Source organism: Microbacterium sp. XT11 (genome assembly GCF_001513675.1).
In the GTDB taxonomy this organism is placed as follows: Bacteria; Actinomycetota; Actinomycetes; order Actinomycetales; family Microbacteriaceae; genus Microbacterium.
The window spans coordinates 2,103,728-2,120,151 of sequence record NZ_CP013859.1 but is presented as its reverse complement, the minus strand read 5'-3'; the positions used below and the strand labels follow the sequence as shown (position 1 = coordinate 2,120,151).

At 66.7% G+C, this 16,424-nt stretch carries 15 protein-coding genes; 8 read left to right on the top strand and 7 right to left on the bottom strand.

The window, feature by feature from the left end; genetic code table 11:
- Positions 1-5: 5 nt before the first annotated feature.
- Complete coding sequence (gene rfbB, locus AB663_RS09805; protein ID WP_067198434.1) at positions 6-1,004, bottom strand: dTDP-glucose 4,6-dehydratase; 999 nt, start codon at positions 1,002-1,004, stop codon at positions 6-8.
- Positions 1,001-1,873 (bottom strand): glucose-1-phosphate thymidylyltransferase RfbA, encoded by an 873-nt coding sequence (rfbA, locus tag AB663_RS09800; protein ID WP_067202550.1) that lies wholly within the window; start codon positions 1,871-1,873, stop codon positions 1,001-1,003. Before rfbA ends, rfbB begins: the two co-directional genes overlap by 4 nt.
- A gap of 108 nt (positions 1,874-1,981) precedes the next feature.
- Here rfbA and AB663_RS17385 point away from each other — a divergent pair, with 108 nt between their 5' ends.
- From AB663_RS17385 to AB663_RS09780, 4 genes are read left to right on the top strand one after another with little or no spacing between them, the layout of a single operon-like run.
- Positions 1,982-4,048, top strand: a complete 2,067-nt coding sequence (locus tag AB663_RS17385) for a hypothetical protein (protein WP_067198432.1) — start codon at positions 1,982-1,984, stop codon at positions 4,046-4,048.
- A 46-nt stretch (positions 4,049-4,094) separates the two neighbouring features.
- The gene (locus tag AB663_RS09790; protein WP_067198430.1) at positions 4,095-4,817 is read left to right on the top strand and encodes a glycosyltransferase family 2 protein; all 723 of its coding nucleotides are present in this window, start codon (positions 4,095-4,097) and stop codon (positions 4,815-4,817) included.
- Positions 4,814-5,227, top strand: coding sequence for a DUF2304 domain-containing protein (locus tag AB663_RS09785; protein ID WP_067198428.1), 414 nt, complete (start codon positions 4,814-4,816; stop codon positions 5,225-5,227). Before AB663_RS09790 ends, AB663_RS09785 begins: the two co-directional genes overlap by 4 nt.
- Entirely contained in the window at positions 5,211-6,122 is a 912-nt protein-coding gene (locus AB663_RS09780) for a glycosyltransferase (RefSeq protein WP_067198426.1), read from the top strand. Before AB663_RS09785 ends, AB663_RS09780 begins: the two co-directional genes overlap by 17 nt.
- Here the strand turns inward: AB663_RS09780 and AB663_RS09775 are convergent.
- On the bottom strand, positions 6,097-7,113 hold the full coding sequence (locus tag AB663_RS09775) for a glycosyltransferase (RefSeq protein ID WP_067198424.1): 1,017 nt from the start codon (positions 7,111-7,113) through the stop codon (positions 6,097-6,099). The two genes, AB663_RS09780 and AB663_RS09775, sit on opposite strands and share 26 nt — an antisense overlap.
- Before the next feature lie 184 nt (positions 7,114-7,297).
- On the opposite strand from AB663_RS09775, the gene AB663_RS09770 reads away from it, so the two are divergent.
- Together AB663_RS09770 and AB663_RS09765 are read left to right on the top strand one after the other, a co-directional pair.
- Entirely contained in the window at positions 7,298-8,587 is a 1,290-nt protein-coding gene (locus tag AB663_RS09770) for a lipopolysaccharide biosynthesis protein (RefSeq protein ID WP_067198421.1), read from the top strand.
- 31 nt (positions 8,588-8,618) lie between these two features.
- Positions 8,619-9,407 carry a glycosyltransferase gene (locus AB663_RS09765; protein WP_232304519.1) on the top strand — a complete coding sequence of 263 codons (789 nt, stop codon included), beginning with the start codon at positions 8,619-8,621 and terminating at the stop codon, positions 9,405-9,407.
- Positions 9,408-9,421: 14 nt separating this feature from the next.
- Here the strand turns inward: AB663_RS09765 and AB663_RS09760 are convergent, their stop codons facing one another.
- Genes AB663_RS09760 through AB663_RS09745 form a run of 4 tightly spaced genes read right to left on the bottom strand, consistent with a single transcriptional unit; the run spans position 9,422 to position 14,809 of the window.
- Positions 9,422-10,564: an acyltransferase family protein gene (locus AB663_RS09760; protein WP_067198419.1), complete on the bottom strand. Its 1,143-nt coding sequence runs from the start codon at positions 10,562-10,564 to the stop codon at positions 9,422-9,424.
- A complete protein-coding gene (locus AB663_RS09755) occupies positions 10,561-11,697 on the bottom strand; it encodes an NAD-dependent epimerase/dehydratase family protein (protein ID WP_067198417.1) in 1,137 nt (378 codons plus the stop codon). The genes AB663_RS09760 and AB663_RS09755 overlap by 4 nt, the downstream gene beginning before the upstream one ends.
- Positions 11,698-11,752: 55 nt before the next feature.
- Entirely contained in the window at positions 11,753-12,643 is an 891-nt protein-coding gene (locus AB663_RS09750; protein WP_067198415.1) for a glycosyltransferase, read from the bottom strand.
- A gap of 54 nt (positions 12,644-12,697) precedes the next feature.
- Positions 12,698-14,809 (bottom strand): DUF6541 family protein, encoded by a 2,112-nt coding sequence (locus AB663_RS09745; protein ID WP_157541000.1) that lies wholly within the window; start codon positions 14,807-14,809, stop codon positions 12,698-12,700.
- Here AB663_RS09745 and AB663_RS09740 point away from each other — a divergent pair.
- Complete coding sequence (locus tag AB663_RS09740) at positions 14,803-15,672, top strand: ABC transporter permease (protein WP_232304518.1); 870 nt, start codon at positions 14,803-14,805, stop codon at positions 15,670-15,672. The genes AB663_RS09745 and AB663_RS09740 overlap by 7 nt on opposite strands.
- Positions 15,656-16,396, top strand: coding sequence for an ABC transporter ATP-binding protein (locus AB663_RS09735; RefSeq protein ID WP_067198408.1), 741 nt, complete (start codon positions 15,656-15,658; stop codon positions 16,394-16,396). Before AB663_RS09740 ends, AB663_RS09735 begins: the two co-directional genes overlap by 17 nt.
- Positions 16,397-16,424 lie beyond the last annotated feature (28 nt).

The window sequence follows — 16,424 nt, the reverse complement described above, 5'->3', positions numbered from 1 at the left end:
GCTGCTTACTGTCCCTTCGACGCGTAGAAGGCCTCGGTGGCGTCCTTCGACGGGGCCCACCACGCCTCGTTGTCGCGGTACCACCGGATGGTGTCCGCCAAGCCGGACTCGAAGTCCGCGAACCGCGGCGTCCACCCCAGTTCCGTGCGCAGCTTGGTCGAGTCGATCGCGTAGCGGAGGTCATGGCCCGCACGGTCGGTGACGTGGTCGTAGGCGTCGCGCGGCTGGCCCATCTCCTGCAGGATCAGCTCGACGACCTCCTTGTTGTTGCGCTCGCCATCGGCGCCGATGAGGTACGTCTCACCGATGCGGCCCTTCTCGAGGATCGTCAGCACGGCCGACGAGTGGTCGTTCGCGTGGATCCAGTCGCGCACGTTCTCGCCCTTGCCGTACAGCTTCGGACGGATGCCGCGGATGACGTTGGTGATCTGTCGGGGGATGAACTTCTCGACGTGCTGGTACGGCCCGTAGTTGTTCGAGCAGTTCGAGATGGTCGCCTGCACTCCGAACGACCGCACCCATGCGCGCACGAGCAGGTCGCTGCCGGCCTTCGTCGACGAATACGGCGACGACGGGTTGTACGGCGTCTGCTCGGTGAACCGCGCCGGGTCGTCGAGCTCGAGGTCGCCGTAGACCTCGTCCGTGGAGATGTGGTGGAAACGGCGCTCGTGCCGGCGGGCCGCTTCGAGCAGCGTGTACGTGCCGATGATGTTCGTGTCGAGGAACGGCCGCGGGCTGTGCAGGGAGTTGTCGTTGTGCGACTCCGCGGCGTAGTGCACGACGGCATCCGCTCGCGCGGTGAGCTCGTCGACCAGCTCCGCATCGGTGATGTCGCCGTGGACGAACTCCACGCGGTTCTCCGGCAGACCCGCGAGCGACTCGCGGTTGCCCGCGTAGGTGAGGGCATCGAGCACCGTGACCGTGTGGTCGGTGTTCTCGACGACGTAGTGCACGAAGTTCGATCCGATGAAGCCGGCGCCGCCGGTCACGAGCAGGCGGCTCATGCGTGTCCTCTCTTGAGCAGTTCCAGAAGATACGAGCCGTAGCCGCTCTTCACCAGCTTCTCCGCGCGCTCGCGGAGCTCGTCGTCGTCGAGGAAGCCCTGACGCCACGCGACCTCTTCGGGCACGCCGATCTTCAGCGAGGTGCGGCGTTCCATGGTGCGCACGTACTCGGCGGCATCCGTCATCTGGTCGAAGGTTCCGGTGTCGAGCCAGGCCGTACCGCGCGGGAGCACCTCCACCTGGAGCTTGCCGCGGCGCAGGTACTCGCGGTTCACGTCGGTGATCTCGTACTCCCCGCGGGCCGAGGGAGCGAGGTTGCGTGCGATGTCGACGACCTCGTTGTCGTAGAAGTACAGGCCGGGGACCGCATAGTTGCTCTTGGGCTGCGAGGGCTTCTCCTCGAGCGACACGGCGATACCGGAGGAGTCGAACTCGACGACGCCGTAGGCCTCGGGCTCGGCCACCCAGTAGGCGAAGATCGCACCGCCGTCGATGTCGTGGAAGCGCTGCAGGCGGCTGCCGAGACCGGGGCCGTAAAGGAGGTTGTCCCCGAGCACGAGCGCGACGCTGTCGTCTCCGATGAAGTCCGCCCCGATCGTGAACGCCTGGGCGAGTCCGTCGGGCGAGGGCTGCTGGGCGAACGACAGGTTGATGCCGAACTGCGATCCGTCGCCGAGAAGGCGCTCGAAGTGCGCGGCATCGTGCGGCGTCGTGATGACGAGGATGTCACGGATGCCCGCCAGCATGAGGGTGGACAGAGGATAGTAGACCATGGGCTTGTCGTAGACAGGGATCAGCTGCTTCGAGACGCCCAGAGTGATCGGGTGAAGTCGAGTGCCCGATCCGCCCGCGAGAATGATGCCTTTCACCCCATCATCGTGCCACATCATCTCTGAATGCCCGGGACGCGCGGATCATTGACTTGCGTCACATCGATCACAGTGGCATCATCTGTTGCTTTCCGCCACAATGGTCGAGTGACTCGCTCCCCGTTCCCACGCCTCCGTTCGCGCATCGCCGGCGCGGCGGCCGTGGTCTTCGCGTTTTCGCTTCTCGTAGCGAGTCCCGCGGATGCCGCGACCGCCCCATCCGATGTGACAGCCGCGTCGTCATCCACGACAGCAGCAGCGCCGGCGTCCGGCCCCGTGAAGACCCTGATCACCGACGGTTTCCGTCCAGGCAACATCATCTCCGACGCCGTCTTCTTCGACAGCTCGACCATGACCCCCGACATGATCGACGCCTTCTTCCGCTCCAAGGTCTCCTCGTGCCGGTCCGGTTATGTCTGCCTGAAGGACTACCGCCAGAACACGCCGAACCGCGCCGCAGACACGTACTGCCGCGGATACCAGGGCGCCCCCAACGAATCCGCGGCGACCATCATCTACAAGGTCGCGCAGTCGTGCGGCATCAACCCGCAGGTCTTCATCGTCATGCTCCAGAAGGAGCAGTCGCTCGTCACGCACACCTGGCCGAGCAGCTGGCGGTACTCGATGGCCCTCGGCCAGGGGTGCCCCGACACAGCCCCGTGCGACCCCGCGTTCGCCGGCTTCTTCTACCAGATCTACGGCGCCGGTCGGCAGATGAAGATCTACACCGAGGGACGCTGGTTCACCTACTACGCGCCTGGCAAGACGTGGAACATCCTCTACAACCCGAACACGGCGTGCGGGCGTGGGCCCGTGTACGTCGAGAACGCTGCGACGTCGGCGCTGTACTACTACACGCCCTACCAGCCGAACGCCGCTGCGCTGCGTGCCGGATACGGCGTGGGTGACGCGTGCTCGAGCTACGGCAACCGCAACTTCTACAACTACTTCACCGACTGGTTCGGTTCGACGCAGGATCCTGCGAACCGGCTCATCAAGGCCCCCAACGCCGACGAGATCTACCTCCTCTCCGGCATGCGGAAGTACCACATCACGAACGGGACCGACCTGGCCGCCTACATGGCGCGCCTCGGCTGGTATCAGACCGTCAGCCCCGAGTTCATCGCATCCGTCCCCAACGCCACCACGGCGACGCGGTTCGTGAGGGACGCGAGGGACGGCGGCATGTACCTGCTCGAGCCGGATGGCACGAAACACCATTTCCCGACCGCCGACGTCGTCACGCGATACGGCTTCAACATGGCGGTGTACACATCGATCCCCGGCTCGCTCGCGGACAAGTTCCCGACGGGCGCGGCTGTGAGCACGTCGTTCCGTGCCGAGTCCGCTGACCCCTACTACCGCTGGGAGAACGGCAAGAAGCGCCACATCGTCAACCCCGAGGTGTGGGCGCAGCTCCCCGCAGCCGAACGCGCGTACGTGGCGACCCTGCCCGCCGCGAACGTCGCGGCGATCCCGAACGGCCCGGCGATCCTTCCCGCTCGTACCCTCGTGAAGGAGTCAGGGTCGCCGGAGGTGTACCTCACGGGCAAGGGCCCGGAGATCGTGCACATCCCGACATGGGGTCTCGCCGCGGACGCCGGCGTCACCAGGGTCTCGGTGCTGCCCAACGGCACGCTCGCGGCGAATCCACGGGTCTCCGGCGACCTCGCTCCGTTCGTGATCTGCGGCGGTGCCGGCTTCGTCGTCGACGGCGGCGCCCTCACGCGGGTGCTCACCCTCCCCGCAGGCGTTCCGCAGGTCAACCTGCCGGATTCGATCTGCGCCTCCCTCCCCCGCACCGGACGCACCCTCAGCGAGGCACTGTTCGCCAAGTCGCCGACGGCCGACCCCGTGTACCTCATCTCCGGCTCGCAGCTGCGGCACGTCCGCAGTCAGCAGCGATTGATGGAGGCCAACGGCAATCGCGTCCTCGCCTTCCTCTCGTGGACGTCCGACACCCGCCTGTCGTTCGCACAGGGAGCTCCCCTGCTCGCCGATGGCTCGTTCGTGAGCTTCGGCTCGCCCGAGATCTACTACGTTCAGGGCGGGGCGCTGCGCCACGTGCAGTCGCAGGCCACCCTGCTGAGGCTCGCCAGCCCCGCGTGGCCGTACGTCGAGTCGCTGCCGGCGGCCTGGCGCGCGGCGTACACGCAGGGCGCGCCGATCCCGTGATCCGGGCGGCACAGGACGTCGCGGCCCGCCCCGTAGACTTGAGGTCATGGGTTCGGTGAGTAACGAGTTGCTGGTCATCGTGCCCGCATGGAATGAGGAGGGCAACGTCGGCGCGACCGTCCGCGAGATCCTCGCTTCTCTTCCCGGAGCCGACGTGCTCGTCGTGGACGACGGGTCGACGGACGCGACCGGCGCCGTGGCCAGGGATGCAGGAGCAGCCGTCCTCACGCTCCCCTACAACATGGGCGTCGGTGGCGCGATGCGAGCGGGTTATGCGTACGCGCAGCGCAACGACTACCGGACGGCGATCCAGGTGGATGCCGACGGACAGCACAACCCGCAGGACATCACTCTGGTGCTGGAGGGTCTGCGCCACGCCGACATCTCGATCGGCGCACGCTTCGCGGAGGTCGGCACCTACACCGCAACCGGACCGCGACGGTGGGCGATGGTGTTCCTCGCCTGGGTGATCTCCCGGATCGCCCGCACCCGGTTGACGGACGTGACCAGCGGCTTCCGGGCGGCGAACCGCCGAGCCATCGACCAGTACGTCGCGTACTACCCGGCCGAGTACCTGGGCGACACGATCGACAGTCTCGTCGCCGCTCTGCACGCCGACCTCACTGTGACGCAGGTGCCGGTCGCGATGCGACCGCGCATGTCCGGCAACCCCAGTCAGGGCTTCGCCGGAAGCGCCGTGTACCTCGCGCGATCGGTCTTCGCACTGACCCTCTCGATCATCCGCCGCCCGGTGAGGGGGCGCGCATGATCTCGTTCGGTGCGCTCGCGCTCGGCCTCGTCATCGTGGTCTCGGTGACGATCCTGCTGCTGCGCCGCCAACTCCGCGAGAAGTACGCGGTGCTGTGGCTCGCGATCGGCCTGGCGGTGCTGCTCCTCGGGATCTTCCCGCAGGCACTCGCCTGGCTCACGATCACCCTGGGATTCCAGCTCCCCGCGAACCTCGTGTTCACCATGGCGATCGGTCTCCTCCTCGCGGTGGCGTTGCATCTGTCCTGGGAGCTCACCAGAGCCGAAGAGCGTCTGCGACGTCTCGCGGAGGAGTCCGCCATCGCGCGGCTGAAGATCGACGACCTCGAACGAGCGATCGCCCGCATCGAGACCCCGCGCGACGGCGGCCCCGTGATCCGCGACGACGAGGATCATGACTCCGCCGAGTGACGTCGCGGTGGTCATCACCGCCTTCAACCCCACCCCGCGACTGGCCGAAACGGTGCACGCGCTCACGCAGGAGTACCCCGTGGTCGTCGTGGACGACGGCAGCACGCGCGGAGCGGAGATCCTCACCGAGGTGAGCGCCGCGGGAGCCTCGCTCATCAGGCAGCCGAACAACACGGGCATCGCAGCCGCGCTCAACGCCGGTCTCCGAGCCGCATTCGACGCCGGTCATCGCTACGCCGTGACCTTCGACCAGGACTCGTCGCCCGCCGGTGACACGATTGCGATCCTGCGCTCCGCCTTCGACGCCCTCGAGGGGCGGGCCAAGATCGGGGGCGTGGTGCCGGAAGTGTTCGCCGGAGTGCGGCAGGCCCGCGGGGCGGGCGAGTACCCGGAGGGCCGGAACGTCATCCAATCCGGGATGATGCTCGACGCCGACACCTTCGCCGAGCTCGGGGCGTTCGACGAGGCCCTCTTCATCGACCTTGTGGACACCGAGTACGAGCTCAGAGCCGCGTCGGCCCGTCGGCCGATCGTCGCCGCCCCCACGCACATCGACCATGAGCTCGGACGGACGGTCCGGCTCCAGCCGTTCCGGTTCGTGCCGTTGCGCGTCACGACGATGGCGAGCACGCCGTTCCGGTACTACTACCGCGCACGCAACCGGGTCTTACTCACACGACGCTATCTCCGACGGCTGCCGCTCAGGGTGCTGAGAGACCTCGCGGTCGATCTCGCGTATTTCGCGCTGATCCTGGCGAGCTCGAGACCGAGACGCATCATGGCCGGCGTGCTCGGGCGCGGGGTGCGCGACGGTCTGCGCGGCCGCGGCGGCAAGATGCCGGACGAGCTCGCGGCTCAGGCTGCGACGATCACCTGGGCGCTCGCCGAGAGGTGATCCTCCGGCCGCCGATGAGAGCGCCGGCGATCCAGCTGCCGACGTACTCCAGGACGAACCGTCCGGGGACGTAGTCGTCACGTCGGGCCAGTCGCAGCAGGCGCCAGGTGCGGACGAACCGGCGACCACGGCCGAACACGAGCACGACGGGATGATCTCGACCGTCGAGGCGCTGCGCGAGGGTCTCGGCCATGAGCTGTCGCCATCCCACGTAGACGCGGAAGTACATGCGCAGGACGGCGACCGGCGAGGCCGATGACTCATACCTCCGCGTGAAGGCGAGCGCGTTCGTCACGGCGATCCGGACGGCCTGGAGGCCGTTCGAGGCCTGCATCCGACTGGGGTCTCCGAACACGTTGGAGTCGTGCTGCACGTAGTCCTGCACGACCTGGTCCACGATCCGGGTTCCTCCGTGCGCTCCGGCGAGCACGGCGATCCAGTGGTCGTGCGCCGCTGCGCGGGACGACATGCGGGGGAACGGGATGCTCAGCCGAGCCAGGTCCCCGCGCGCGATGCACAGGGAGCCCGTGAACTGGTTGTTCAGTACGGTCATCAGCGGGCCGAGGTCGCGACGGTCGGTATGGCCGGCCGTGACCTCGCCCGGATAGGTGGTCAGACGCGCCTGACCGGACACGAGCGCGACCTCTTCGAGATGCGGCAGCAGCACCTCGAGCTTCTCCGGGTACCAGAGATCGTCCTGGTCGCACAGCGCCACCCACGCGGCGTCCGGGGCCACGGCCTTCATGCCGCGCTCGAAGTTCAGGTAGAAGCCGAGACGCGTTCCGTCGGCGATCACGCGGAAACGCTCATCACCCGGTGCGACATCCGCCAGAACACGCCGCACCGCCGAATCGTCGCCGTCGACCGAGATGACGCATTCCCAGTCCGTCACGGTCTGCCCGCGCAACGACCCGATCTGGCGGGCGAAGAGCTCGGGGTTCGGCTGATACGCGGCGAGCACGATCGCTCCCCGACCGGGCATGTTGGCCATCGTTCCTCGCTCCACGTCCGTCGTCCGCTACCCAGCCAGTGTAGTTGAGGGGCCTCGAGACCCCGCCGAGCAGCGGCTCCTCAGGGGCCACGTCGTAGGATCGATCACATGCTCCACCTCCTCCGGCCGCGCACCGTCCCGGCATCCCGCCGCCTGACTGCGGCGCAGGGCACGCGCTGATCCGATGAGCGGTTCCCGGACGGCCCCCTCCCCCGCTGCGGCGCTCGCACGCCGTCTCGTGGGCTTCTCGACTCTGCCCTTCCTCGCGTCGGTGCTGCCGCTGCTCGCATTGCCGTTCGTCTCTCGGGCCGCCTCGACCGACGACTGGACGGCCATGAACGTCGGACTCGGCGTTGGGGCGTTCGCGGCTGCGGTCGGTCTCGTCGGGTGGAACATCCTCGGCACTCCGCTCGTCGCGATGGCGGAGTCGCCAGAGGCGCAGAAGGAGCTCTACGGCCGTTCCTTCTTCATCCGAATGCTCGTCGTCGCCGCCGCGTCGACGCTGGCCGCCGTCGTCGCCGGCGTCATCGCACCGGCGACGTCGTGGCCGACGGCTGCCGCGTTCGCGGTCGCCGGCGCGCTCAACGGGATCGGGCTGAGCTGGTACGCCGTCGGCGTGTCGTCTCCGCAGGTCGCCCTCCTCTACGAGGTCGTGCCACGCGCCGTCGCGACCGCCGTGTCGATCGCCGTCGTTCTTCTGACCGGTCAGGTGTTCTGGTACGGCATCCTCCTGTGCGCATCGGTGTTCGCTGGCACCCTCGTCTTCCACTTCCGCACGCTGCAGCGCTGGATCCCGCGCTGGCCTGGGTGGGCGGTGCTGCGCGACGACGTCTCGGACATGAAGGCCGCGTGGGGCGTCGAATCGATCAACAGCCTCTATCAGAACGCCCCGGTGCCGGTCACAGGGGTGATCGCGAGCTCCGCGGCAGCGGCGGCGTTCTCGTCGAGCGACAAGATCTTCCGCTACGGCACTCTCGCGGTGAGCGCTGCGGGCAACGCCCTGCAGGGCTGGGTGCTCGAGACACGGGGCGACGTACGCCGCCGGCGCAACATCGTCACGTTCGTCGTCATGGCCGTGGTCGCGGTGATCGGCTGGGTGGTGCTGGCACTCCTGGGACCGTTGCTGAGCGGCTGGATGTTCGGGGCCGACAAACAAGGCGATCCCGTGGTGTTCCACTTCTTCGGGATCGCCTTCATCGCGATCTCCCTGTCGACGCCGCTCATCCGCAACATCCTCATCCCTGCCCGCCGTGACCGGCTCGTGTTCGTCATCACGCTCGTCGCAGCGGCGGTTGGCGTCGGCGCCATGATCGCAGCAGGGGCCGCGTTCGGCATCGTCGGGGTCGCGGCAGGCTTCGCGGCGAGCGAGCTCATCACCTTCCTCGCCTGCGTCGTCCTCACGCTGCAGGTGGGGCTCAGCCACCACGAACCGGCCGCGCCCGCCGACAGCGACGTCGACGGCGCCCGCCCCTGACGCCGACAGCGCCGACGGTAGACTGAGCAGGATGCCCGGACACACGCCAGACAGCGCCGCGAAGCGCTCGACGCTCACCGCGTCGGTGTGCATGGCGACCTACAACGGCGCCAAGTACCTGATGCCGCAGCTCGAGTCCATCCTGACGCAGCTCCGTCCGGACGACGAGCTGGTCATCGTCGACGACGCGAGCACCGACGGCACCGTGGAGCTCCTCGAATCCGTGGATGATGCCCGTATCACGGTCGTGCGCAACGAGCGGAACCTCGGGTATGTGAAGACGTTCGAGCGCGCGATGTCCTTGGCGAGCCGTGACGTGCTCCTGCTGAGCGATCAGGACGACCTCTGGACCGACGGGCGCCTCGAAGCCCTCGTCTCCGCGGCCTCGGCGGGCGGCGTCGTCGCGTCGAACCTTCTGCTCCTGGGCTCGGAGACCCCCCTGCGCTCTCCCCTCACCGGCAAGCCGTGGCTGCTCTCGCACACCGACGACGGCCGCACGCTGCGCAACGAGCTGCGTCTGCTCGCGGGCAACGCCCCGTACTTCGGCTGCGCGCTCGCGATCCGCAGAGAGGCTCTCGACCTGCTCCTCCCCTTCCCAGAGTTCCTGTACGAGTCGCACGACCTCTGGATCGTCACCGCCGCGAACACGGCGGGATCCCTGCGGCACATCGACCGCGCGACGGTTCTCCGCCGGATCCACGAGGACAACGCCTCCGCCGAGCGACCGCGCAGCATCCTCGCCGCACTGACATCGCGGGTGCTGCTCATCCGCCTCTGGTGTGAGGCCACACGACGGGTCATGCTCCGACGCCGCAGTTGACGCAGGTCGCTGCCTCAGCGCGTCACGGAGGGGGCGTTCTCCGAGCCCGTCGGTCCGGGCAGGTCTGGCAACGATGAACGTGGGCCGCTGTCCGGGGACGAGTCGCGCGAGGCACCGCGGGCGATTCTCATGAATCGACGCTCGACGAGGGTCCAGCTGAGCCACGCGAGCACGAACGTGACGACGACCGTGATCAGAACGTAGACCGCTATACCGAGCGCCGCCCCGCCCGCCAGAACGACGAGCTGCTGTACCGGCCACGCATAGATGTAGAAGCCGTAGGAGACGTCGTTCCTGGCGACCCATCGTGGTTGCGGAACGACCGTGGCGAGGTACAGCAGCGCATATCCGATGAGTGGCGCGGCGACGGGACCGCCCGCCACCGGGACGAACACCATCAGCACAGCGGCGAGCGGGATGGCGAGAAGGCCGATGAGCGGCACCAGTCCCCATCTCTGGATCACGAGATAGATGAGGGAGCCGCCGAGGAAATACGGCAACAGCCGTGCGAACAGAGCGAAGTCGCCGTCCAGGCCACCATCGATTCCTGCCGCAGACAGAATCCGGACGACGACGGACACGACCCACAGGAAAGCGACGAACACGATCGACCGGCGATAGATCGCCAAGCCGCCGAGGAGCCACACGGTCAGATAACACAGGAACTCGAAGTAGAGCGTCCAGAGGGAGCCGTTCCACGCGTCCGGATACGGCACCGTCGACAATGACGAGCCGATCTGATACTGGTCGACGTGCAGGAAGAGGTTGCCCCAGATGTACTCGAGCGGGGTGGGCGCGTTCGTGAGGTAGCCGGCAAGAGACCCGTGAGCCATCATCTGCGCTGCGGGTCCGAACACGAATGCCGTCACGATGAGACAGACGATGAACGCGGGCACGATGCGCGCGATGCGATGGACGAGGAACGTCCCCGGGTCTGTTCGAAAACGTGAGCGGGTGATCAAGAACCCGCTGATCACGAAGAAGCCGATCACCGCCCATCCGCCGAGGTTCTCACCGTTGAACCCGGGGCTGTCATCGCGACCGACGATGTAGAACGCGTGTGCCAACAGCACAAGGAAGGCGAGGACGAGCCGGAAGAGGTTCAGGCTGTTCTCCCGATAAGGGAACTCCGAAGCTCGGAGCAGGCGTCGGCTCACTTGAGCAGTTTCCGCTTGCTCATCTCGTCGAGCGATCGCTGGTACCCGCCCTCTTCGACCGGCTCCGACAGCACCCACTCGACGAATGCACGCACGCCTTCACGGAACGGAACGCGCGGCGTGAAGCCCAAGGTCTCCGTGAGGAGTCGCGTGTCCGCGACGTTGTGACGAATGTCGCCCAGTCGGTAGTTACCGGAGATCCTGGTCGGGACCTCGCGCCCGAACGCGTCGAAGAGGGCTGCCACGACTTCGTTGACGGATGTCGCGACTCCCGAACCGACGTTGAAGGTGTGCCCTGCCGCGCGCGAATCGATCGCCGCCAGGTACGTCGCCTCGACCACGTCATCGATATAGACGAAGTCGCGGCTCTCCTCTCCGTCCTCGAAGATGTTGATCTCCTTCCCCTGGCGGATGAGGGTGGAGAAGATCGACAGGATTCCCGTATACGGGTTCTTGAGGGATTGCCCAGGCCCGTAGACGTTCTGATATCGGACCGCTACACCCTCGATCCCGATGGCCGGTGCCACCGTCATGACGAGCGACTCCTGCATCTGCTTGGTGATGCCGTACACCGATGAAGGATGGATGAGCGCGTCCTCCGGAGTCGGCACCAAGCGGAGCGCCCCCTCGCCCGCGATGTGAACATCGAAGTCGCCTGCAGCCATGTCGGCGTCACGCCGGTGGCCCGGGTAGACACGGCGGCCGTCTTCCGTCTCGTAGGCACCCTCACCGTAGATCGACCGAGACGACGCGATCACGATGCGTCGGACGCTCGTCTCCTGATTGGCGAGGATGTCGAGCAGCTTGGCGGTGCCGCCTGCATTGGTCTCGACGTAGCGGTCGATCTCGTACATCGACTGTCCGGTCCCGGTCTCGGCCGCCAGGTGCACGACGACGGTGACTCCGTCAAGGGCGGCTCGCAGGTCATCAGTCGACGTCACGCTGCCGACCCTCACCTCGGCTACTCCGTCGAGCGAGCGGAGGAGCGGCGACGTGCTCGCCGGGTCATCACCGTGAACCTGAGGAATCAACGCGTCCAAGACGGTGACGCGATGCCCGTCTTGCGTGAACCTCGCGGCAAGCCGAGTGCCGATGAATCCCGCGCCGCCGGTGATGAGCACGTGTTCGGACAAGCGGAATCCTCCTGCGTGTAGAACGGCACGTCCGTGCCGCGCGCCAAATGTGGTTTCAGACGGCGAAGATGTGCGCCAGGGTCGATTGTATCCCAGCGCCGTTTCCGTGCCTGAGGACTCCGGGAAGCTCCGTGATGGCGTGCAGACGCGACATCGTCCGCCACCGAGCTGCGCGCCGGGTGGTCCGCCACCCCTTCGCGTCCGCGAGCGCGGCGGCCATCGCGTAGTAGCTGCGCTCGTCTCGGAACCGTCTCCCGTCGAGCAGCGTCTTCTGGGAGGCGCTCGCTCCGTGCCGACGATACGAGAAGGCGACCTCCGGCGTGTAGGCGAGAGCGCCGCCATCGAAGGCCACATCCATGAGCAATGCAAGGTCCTGGATGATCGGGAGGCCATCCCGGAAATCGATCCGCTTGAGCGTCTCCGTTCGGAAGGTGAGCGACGGCCAGTACAGCCAATCGCCGCGGATCAGGCTCGTCGCCATGCGCTCGGCTCGGAGCACCGCGATCCCCTTCCCTCCCCGAGGAGCCAGGAGCCCCTGCTTCACGCGATCGACCAAAGGCCTCACGACGGCGCCGGACTCATCGATGACGTCGACTCCCGGCTGGATGACGTCGGCGTCAGGTACGCGCTCTGCCACGTTCGACACCACATCCACGTAGTTGGGGTGAAGCAGGTCATCACATCCGAGGATGGTGATGTACGGCGTCGTCGCCCGCCGGATCGCTTCCCGATAGTTCTCCGTGATCCCCAGGTTCCGCGGGTTCCGAACGTAGGTCACGCGCTCGTCCGCCAGCGTGCGGAAGAACTCGGGGACCGACTCGTCCGGATAGCAGTCATCGATCACGATGAGACGCCAGTCCGGATTGCGCTGTGTCTGCACGGAGGCTACGGTCTCGCGCAGCAGTCCCGGGTCTCCCCAAAACGGCACGAAGATCTCCAGAGTCATGGCATTCCTTCCTTCAGCACGCGACGTGCGCCCGTCCCGGACAGGGATCCGGCCTCATCCGCACAGCACGATCTGATAGAGCACCGCATCGCCGACCGCGTCGATCTCTTCCACGGCGGACGAGCTGCTCAGATGGTCGAGTCCCTTGTACTCGTGCTCGCCGCCGTTGACCTCTTGCTCCCCGAAATCGAGGACGTAGTCCACTCCGAGCCGGTCGACGGCATCACAGACCTTGCCGCCTGGCTCCGCGCTGTCGAGACCGTCGAGCAACACCGACATATCCTCGGTGATGTCCATGAGCGTGTGCGGCATCACGACGCGTCGATCGGCGAGAGCGTACGCCAACGCCGTACCGGTCCAGGGACTGCCAAGGATCACGGCGTCCTCAGGGACCACGCGGTCGAGCCGATGGATGAGCGCCAGTTCATCAGTCGTCAACAGAGGCGATTCGTCGGTCACAGCGAACGCGCCGTGTGCGCTGGCCACCGCCTGACGCATGCTTCCGGTTTGCGGAAGCACCAGCAGAACCACGATCGCGACGACGGCGACGACGCCGCGGCGAAGTCCAGAGCCGGTGATCCGGGCCAGCCATGGCGAGATCATCGTCCAGAGTCTCTGGCCGCCCGTGGCCGCGAGAGGGACCCACGCGAACGCGAGGAGTGCTGCGAGCCTCGGAGCGTTGTTGTACCACGCCCCGGTGAGGATGTCGCGAAGGGTCAGATACGGCACCCCCGAGACGACGATGTACAGTCCGCCGGCTGCGGCCAGGAAACCGAGGGCGATCCAGTCTTCGCGCGCGCGTCTGCGCGCAGCCACCACGGCCCCCGTCGCCGCCAGAACAGCCACCACGACGTTGATGGGCGCGAACCACACCGAGGCGGTGAGCACCTCCCCGACCGCTTGGCCGACCGTCTCGGTCGGCAGCCACGAACGTGCGTCGGCGACGGGTCGGAGGACGTACCATGCGGCGACCGCGATCGCGATGAAGACGGCAGCCGACACAGACGCCAGAACTTTGCGCCGTCGACCTGCGGCGGAGAACATCAGACCGAGCCACGCCACCGCGAGCACCACGCTGACGAACACGAGAAGGGCGACGAAGCCGCCGGGGTGGGCCACGGCGATCCCCGGCAGGCAGCCGATCGCCGCCACGACCAAAGGCCAGCGGTCCGCCCATGACGCACGTCGGCACGCCTCGATGACGCAGGCCAGGGGAACGGCGATCAGGCTCAGCGACATCATGTACGGGAAGAGAACCCCGTACTCGACCAGGAGCAGAGGGAACGCGGGGATGGCGACTGCGATGGCGGCTGCCACGACCAGAACCACTCGATCCGACCCGAACAGCACGAACGTCAGCAGCAGCACGGAGACGGGCCACGCAAGCGCGCCGAAGAAGATCATCACCGCGTTGGAGACGACCGGGATCCCTGCACCGGTCAGTTGCACGACCAGCGAAGCGACCGCGTGCCACCCGGACGGATAGAAGGGCAGGCCCCCGCTGGCCGCGCTGGTCATCGAGCCGATCGTCAGGGGCGAGGCCGAGCCGGTGTCGAGGGCATAGCGGATCGCGTTGAGATGGAAGATGTTGTCGAAGGTCTGAGAGATGTTCTCCGGCGAACCGATCACGAACAGCAACTGTGCAGCGCCCACGACACAGCTGCCGATGAGGGCGAACACGCCGACGCGGGAGAGCCCGGGCACGGTGAAGCGAAGCGCCCGTGCGCGCCAGAGCGCGAATCGCAGTCCCGCCGCGACCAGGACGACGGCCGCCGCGACGAGCAGCACGGGGAGGATCCCCCATCTCAGTCCCGCAATGGGAGCGATGAGCGCGGCGGACACGATGACGGTCGTACCGGCAGGTACGGCGAGAGCAAAGGCCGCGAAGCCCCTGAATCCGAGCACGAGACCGACGACGAGCCCGGGGATGAGAATGATCGCGGCGGTCGCCAGAACACCCAGACCCAGTTCCACCCACTCCATGCGTGCGCCTTTCTCCGTGGCGCCCGGATGCCGTTCGCCGGCGTCGATCCTATCGATCTTCGGCTGGACGACCGCCGACACACGGATGTCCTGTTGCTGAGCGATCGCAGCACAGCAACGCCCTAGGATGGATGCGGCTCTCGCCCGAGAGACCCGGGATGGAAGTGAGAACGTTGGTGCCACAACCAGCTGCGCCGTCCGAGTTGCGACTGGTCGCACCCGGCGCGAACAAGGGGCTGCTCGACGTCTTCCGGCGCCGCTACCTGCTCAGCCTGATCGTTCGCAAAGAGGTCGGCATCCGCTATCGGGGTTCGGTCCTCGGGTGGCTGTGGTCGTACGTCAAGCCGCTCATCCAGTTCCTCGTCTTCTATTTCGCGCTGGGCGTGTTCCTCCGGCTCAACGACAGCATCCAGTTCTATCCGATCTACCTGCTGTCGGGCATCACCGCGGTGACGTTCTTCAACGAGTCCTTCGCGAACGCCACCAAGTCGCTCGTCGAGAACGCAGCCCTCATCAAGAAGATCTACTTCCCGCGGCAGATGTTCCCCGTGGCGAGCACGCTCGTCGCCGCCATCAACACGGTGCCGCAGATCATCGTCGTGCTCGTGATCGCGGTGTTCTTCGGTTGGCGACCCTCGTTGCTCGGCGTCGCGGCGCTGCTGGTCGGGCTCGTGATCATCTCGGTGCTGGCGACCGGACTCGGACTCCTCTTCGGCGCCATCAACGTGACGTTCCGCGACGCGCAGAGCTTCGTCGAGATCATCGTGATGATCTCCGTGTGGGCCTCGCCGGTGATGTACCAGTGGCAGATGGTGGCGTCGAAGGTCCCGGAATGGCTGTTCCAGCTGTATGCCCTGAACCCGATCACAGCAGCCGTCGAACTCTTCCACTTCGGCATCTGGCACATGCTCCGCCCCGCCGACGCTCAGACGCTCCCCTCTCTGTGGCTCCACGCAGCCATCGCGATGCTCGTCTCCGTCGTCGTCCTGATCATCGGCGAGACGGTGTTCCGCCGCCTGGAGGGTCGTTTTGCCCAGGATCTCTGACGCGCCGCTTCCGCGCATCCTCGTCGAGGACGTCCACAAGCACTTCAAGCTCCGTCACACGCACTCCATCAAGGAGACGTTCGTCGCCGCGATGCGACGAAAGCCGCTCAGCTCCGAGTTCCAGGCCCTGGACGGCGTGTCCTTCGAGATCGGCGAGGGCGAGGCTGTCGCACTCATGGGGTTCAACGGCTCGGGCAAGTCGACCATGCTGAAGCTGATCTCCGGGGTGCTCCGCCCCGACGAGGGCCGCGTCTCGACCCGGGGACGTGTCGCGGGCCTGATCGAGGTCGGCGCCGGTTTCCATCCCGACCTGTCAGGTCGGGAGAACGTCTACCTCAACGCCGCCATCCTCGGCATGAGCAAGCAGGAGACGGAAGAACAGTTCGACTCGATCGTGGAGTTCAGCGAGATCGAGCAGTTCATCGACACGGAGGTCAAGCACTACTCCTCCGGCATGTTCCTGCGGCTGGCGTTCTCGGTCGCGATCCACACGCACCTCGACGTCCTCCTCATCGACGAGATCCTGTCGGTGGGCGACGAGCCGTTCCAGCAGAAGTGCCTCGCACGGGTTCGCGAACTGCACAGCCAGGGCAAGACGCTCGTGGTGGTCAGCCATGACCTGAACATGGTCTCGAACCTCTGCGAGCGCGGGATCCTCCTGCAGAACGGCAAAGTGCGCTTCGACGGCCCGAGCACGAAGGCCGTCGACCTCATGCGGTCCTGAGGACCCGTCGCACCTGCACGCCGCAGGG

Bases quoted from the DNA above. Each gene is read 5' to 3' on its own strand.
- AB663_RS09785 (WP_067198428.1), top strand. From the start codon at position 4,814: ATGATCTCGTTCGGTGCGCTCGCGCTCGGCCTCGTCATCGTGGTCTCG.
- AB663_RS09770 (WP_067198421.1), top strand. From the start codon at position 7,298: ATGAGCGGTTCCCGGACGGCCCCCTCCCCCGCTGCGGCGCTCGCACGC.
- AB663_RS09775 (WP_067198424.1), bottom strand. From the start codon at position 7,113: ATGGCCAACATGCCCGGTCGGGGAGCGATCGTGCTCGCCGCGTATCAG.
- AB663_RS09750 (WP_067198415.1), bottom strand. From the start codon at position 12,643: ATGACTCTGGAGATCTTCGTGCCGTTTTGGGGAGACCCGGGACTGCTG.
- rfbB (WP_067198434.1), bottom strand. From the start codon at position 1,004: ATGAGCCGCCTGCTCGTGACCGGCGGCGCCGGCTTCATCGGATCGAAC.
- AB663_RS09790 (WP_067198430.1), top strand. From the start codon at position 4,095: ATGGGTTCGGTGAGTAACGAGTTGCTGGTCATCGTGCCCGCATGGAAT.
- AB663_RS09765 (WP_232304519.1), top strand. From the start codon at position 8,619: ATGCCCGGACACACGCCAGACAGCGCCGCGAAGCGCTCGACGCTCACC.
- AB663_RS09780 (WP_067198426.1), top strand. From the start codon at position 5,211: ATGACTCCGCCGAGTGACGTCGCGGTGGTCATCACCGCCTTCAACCCC.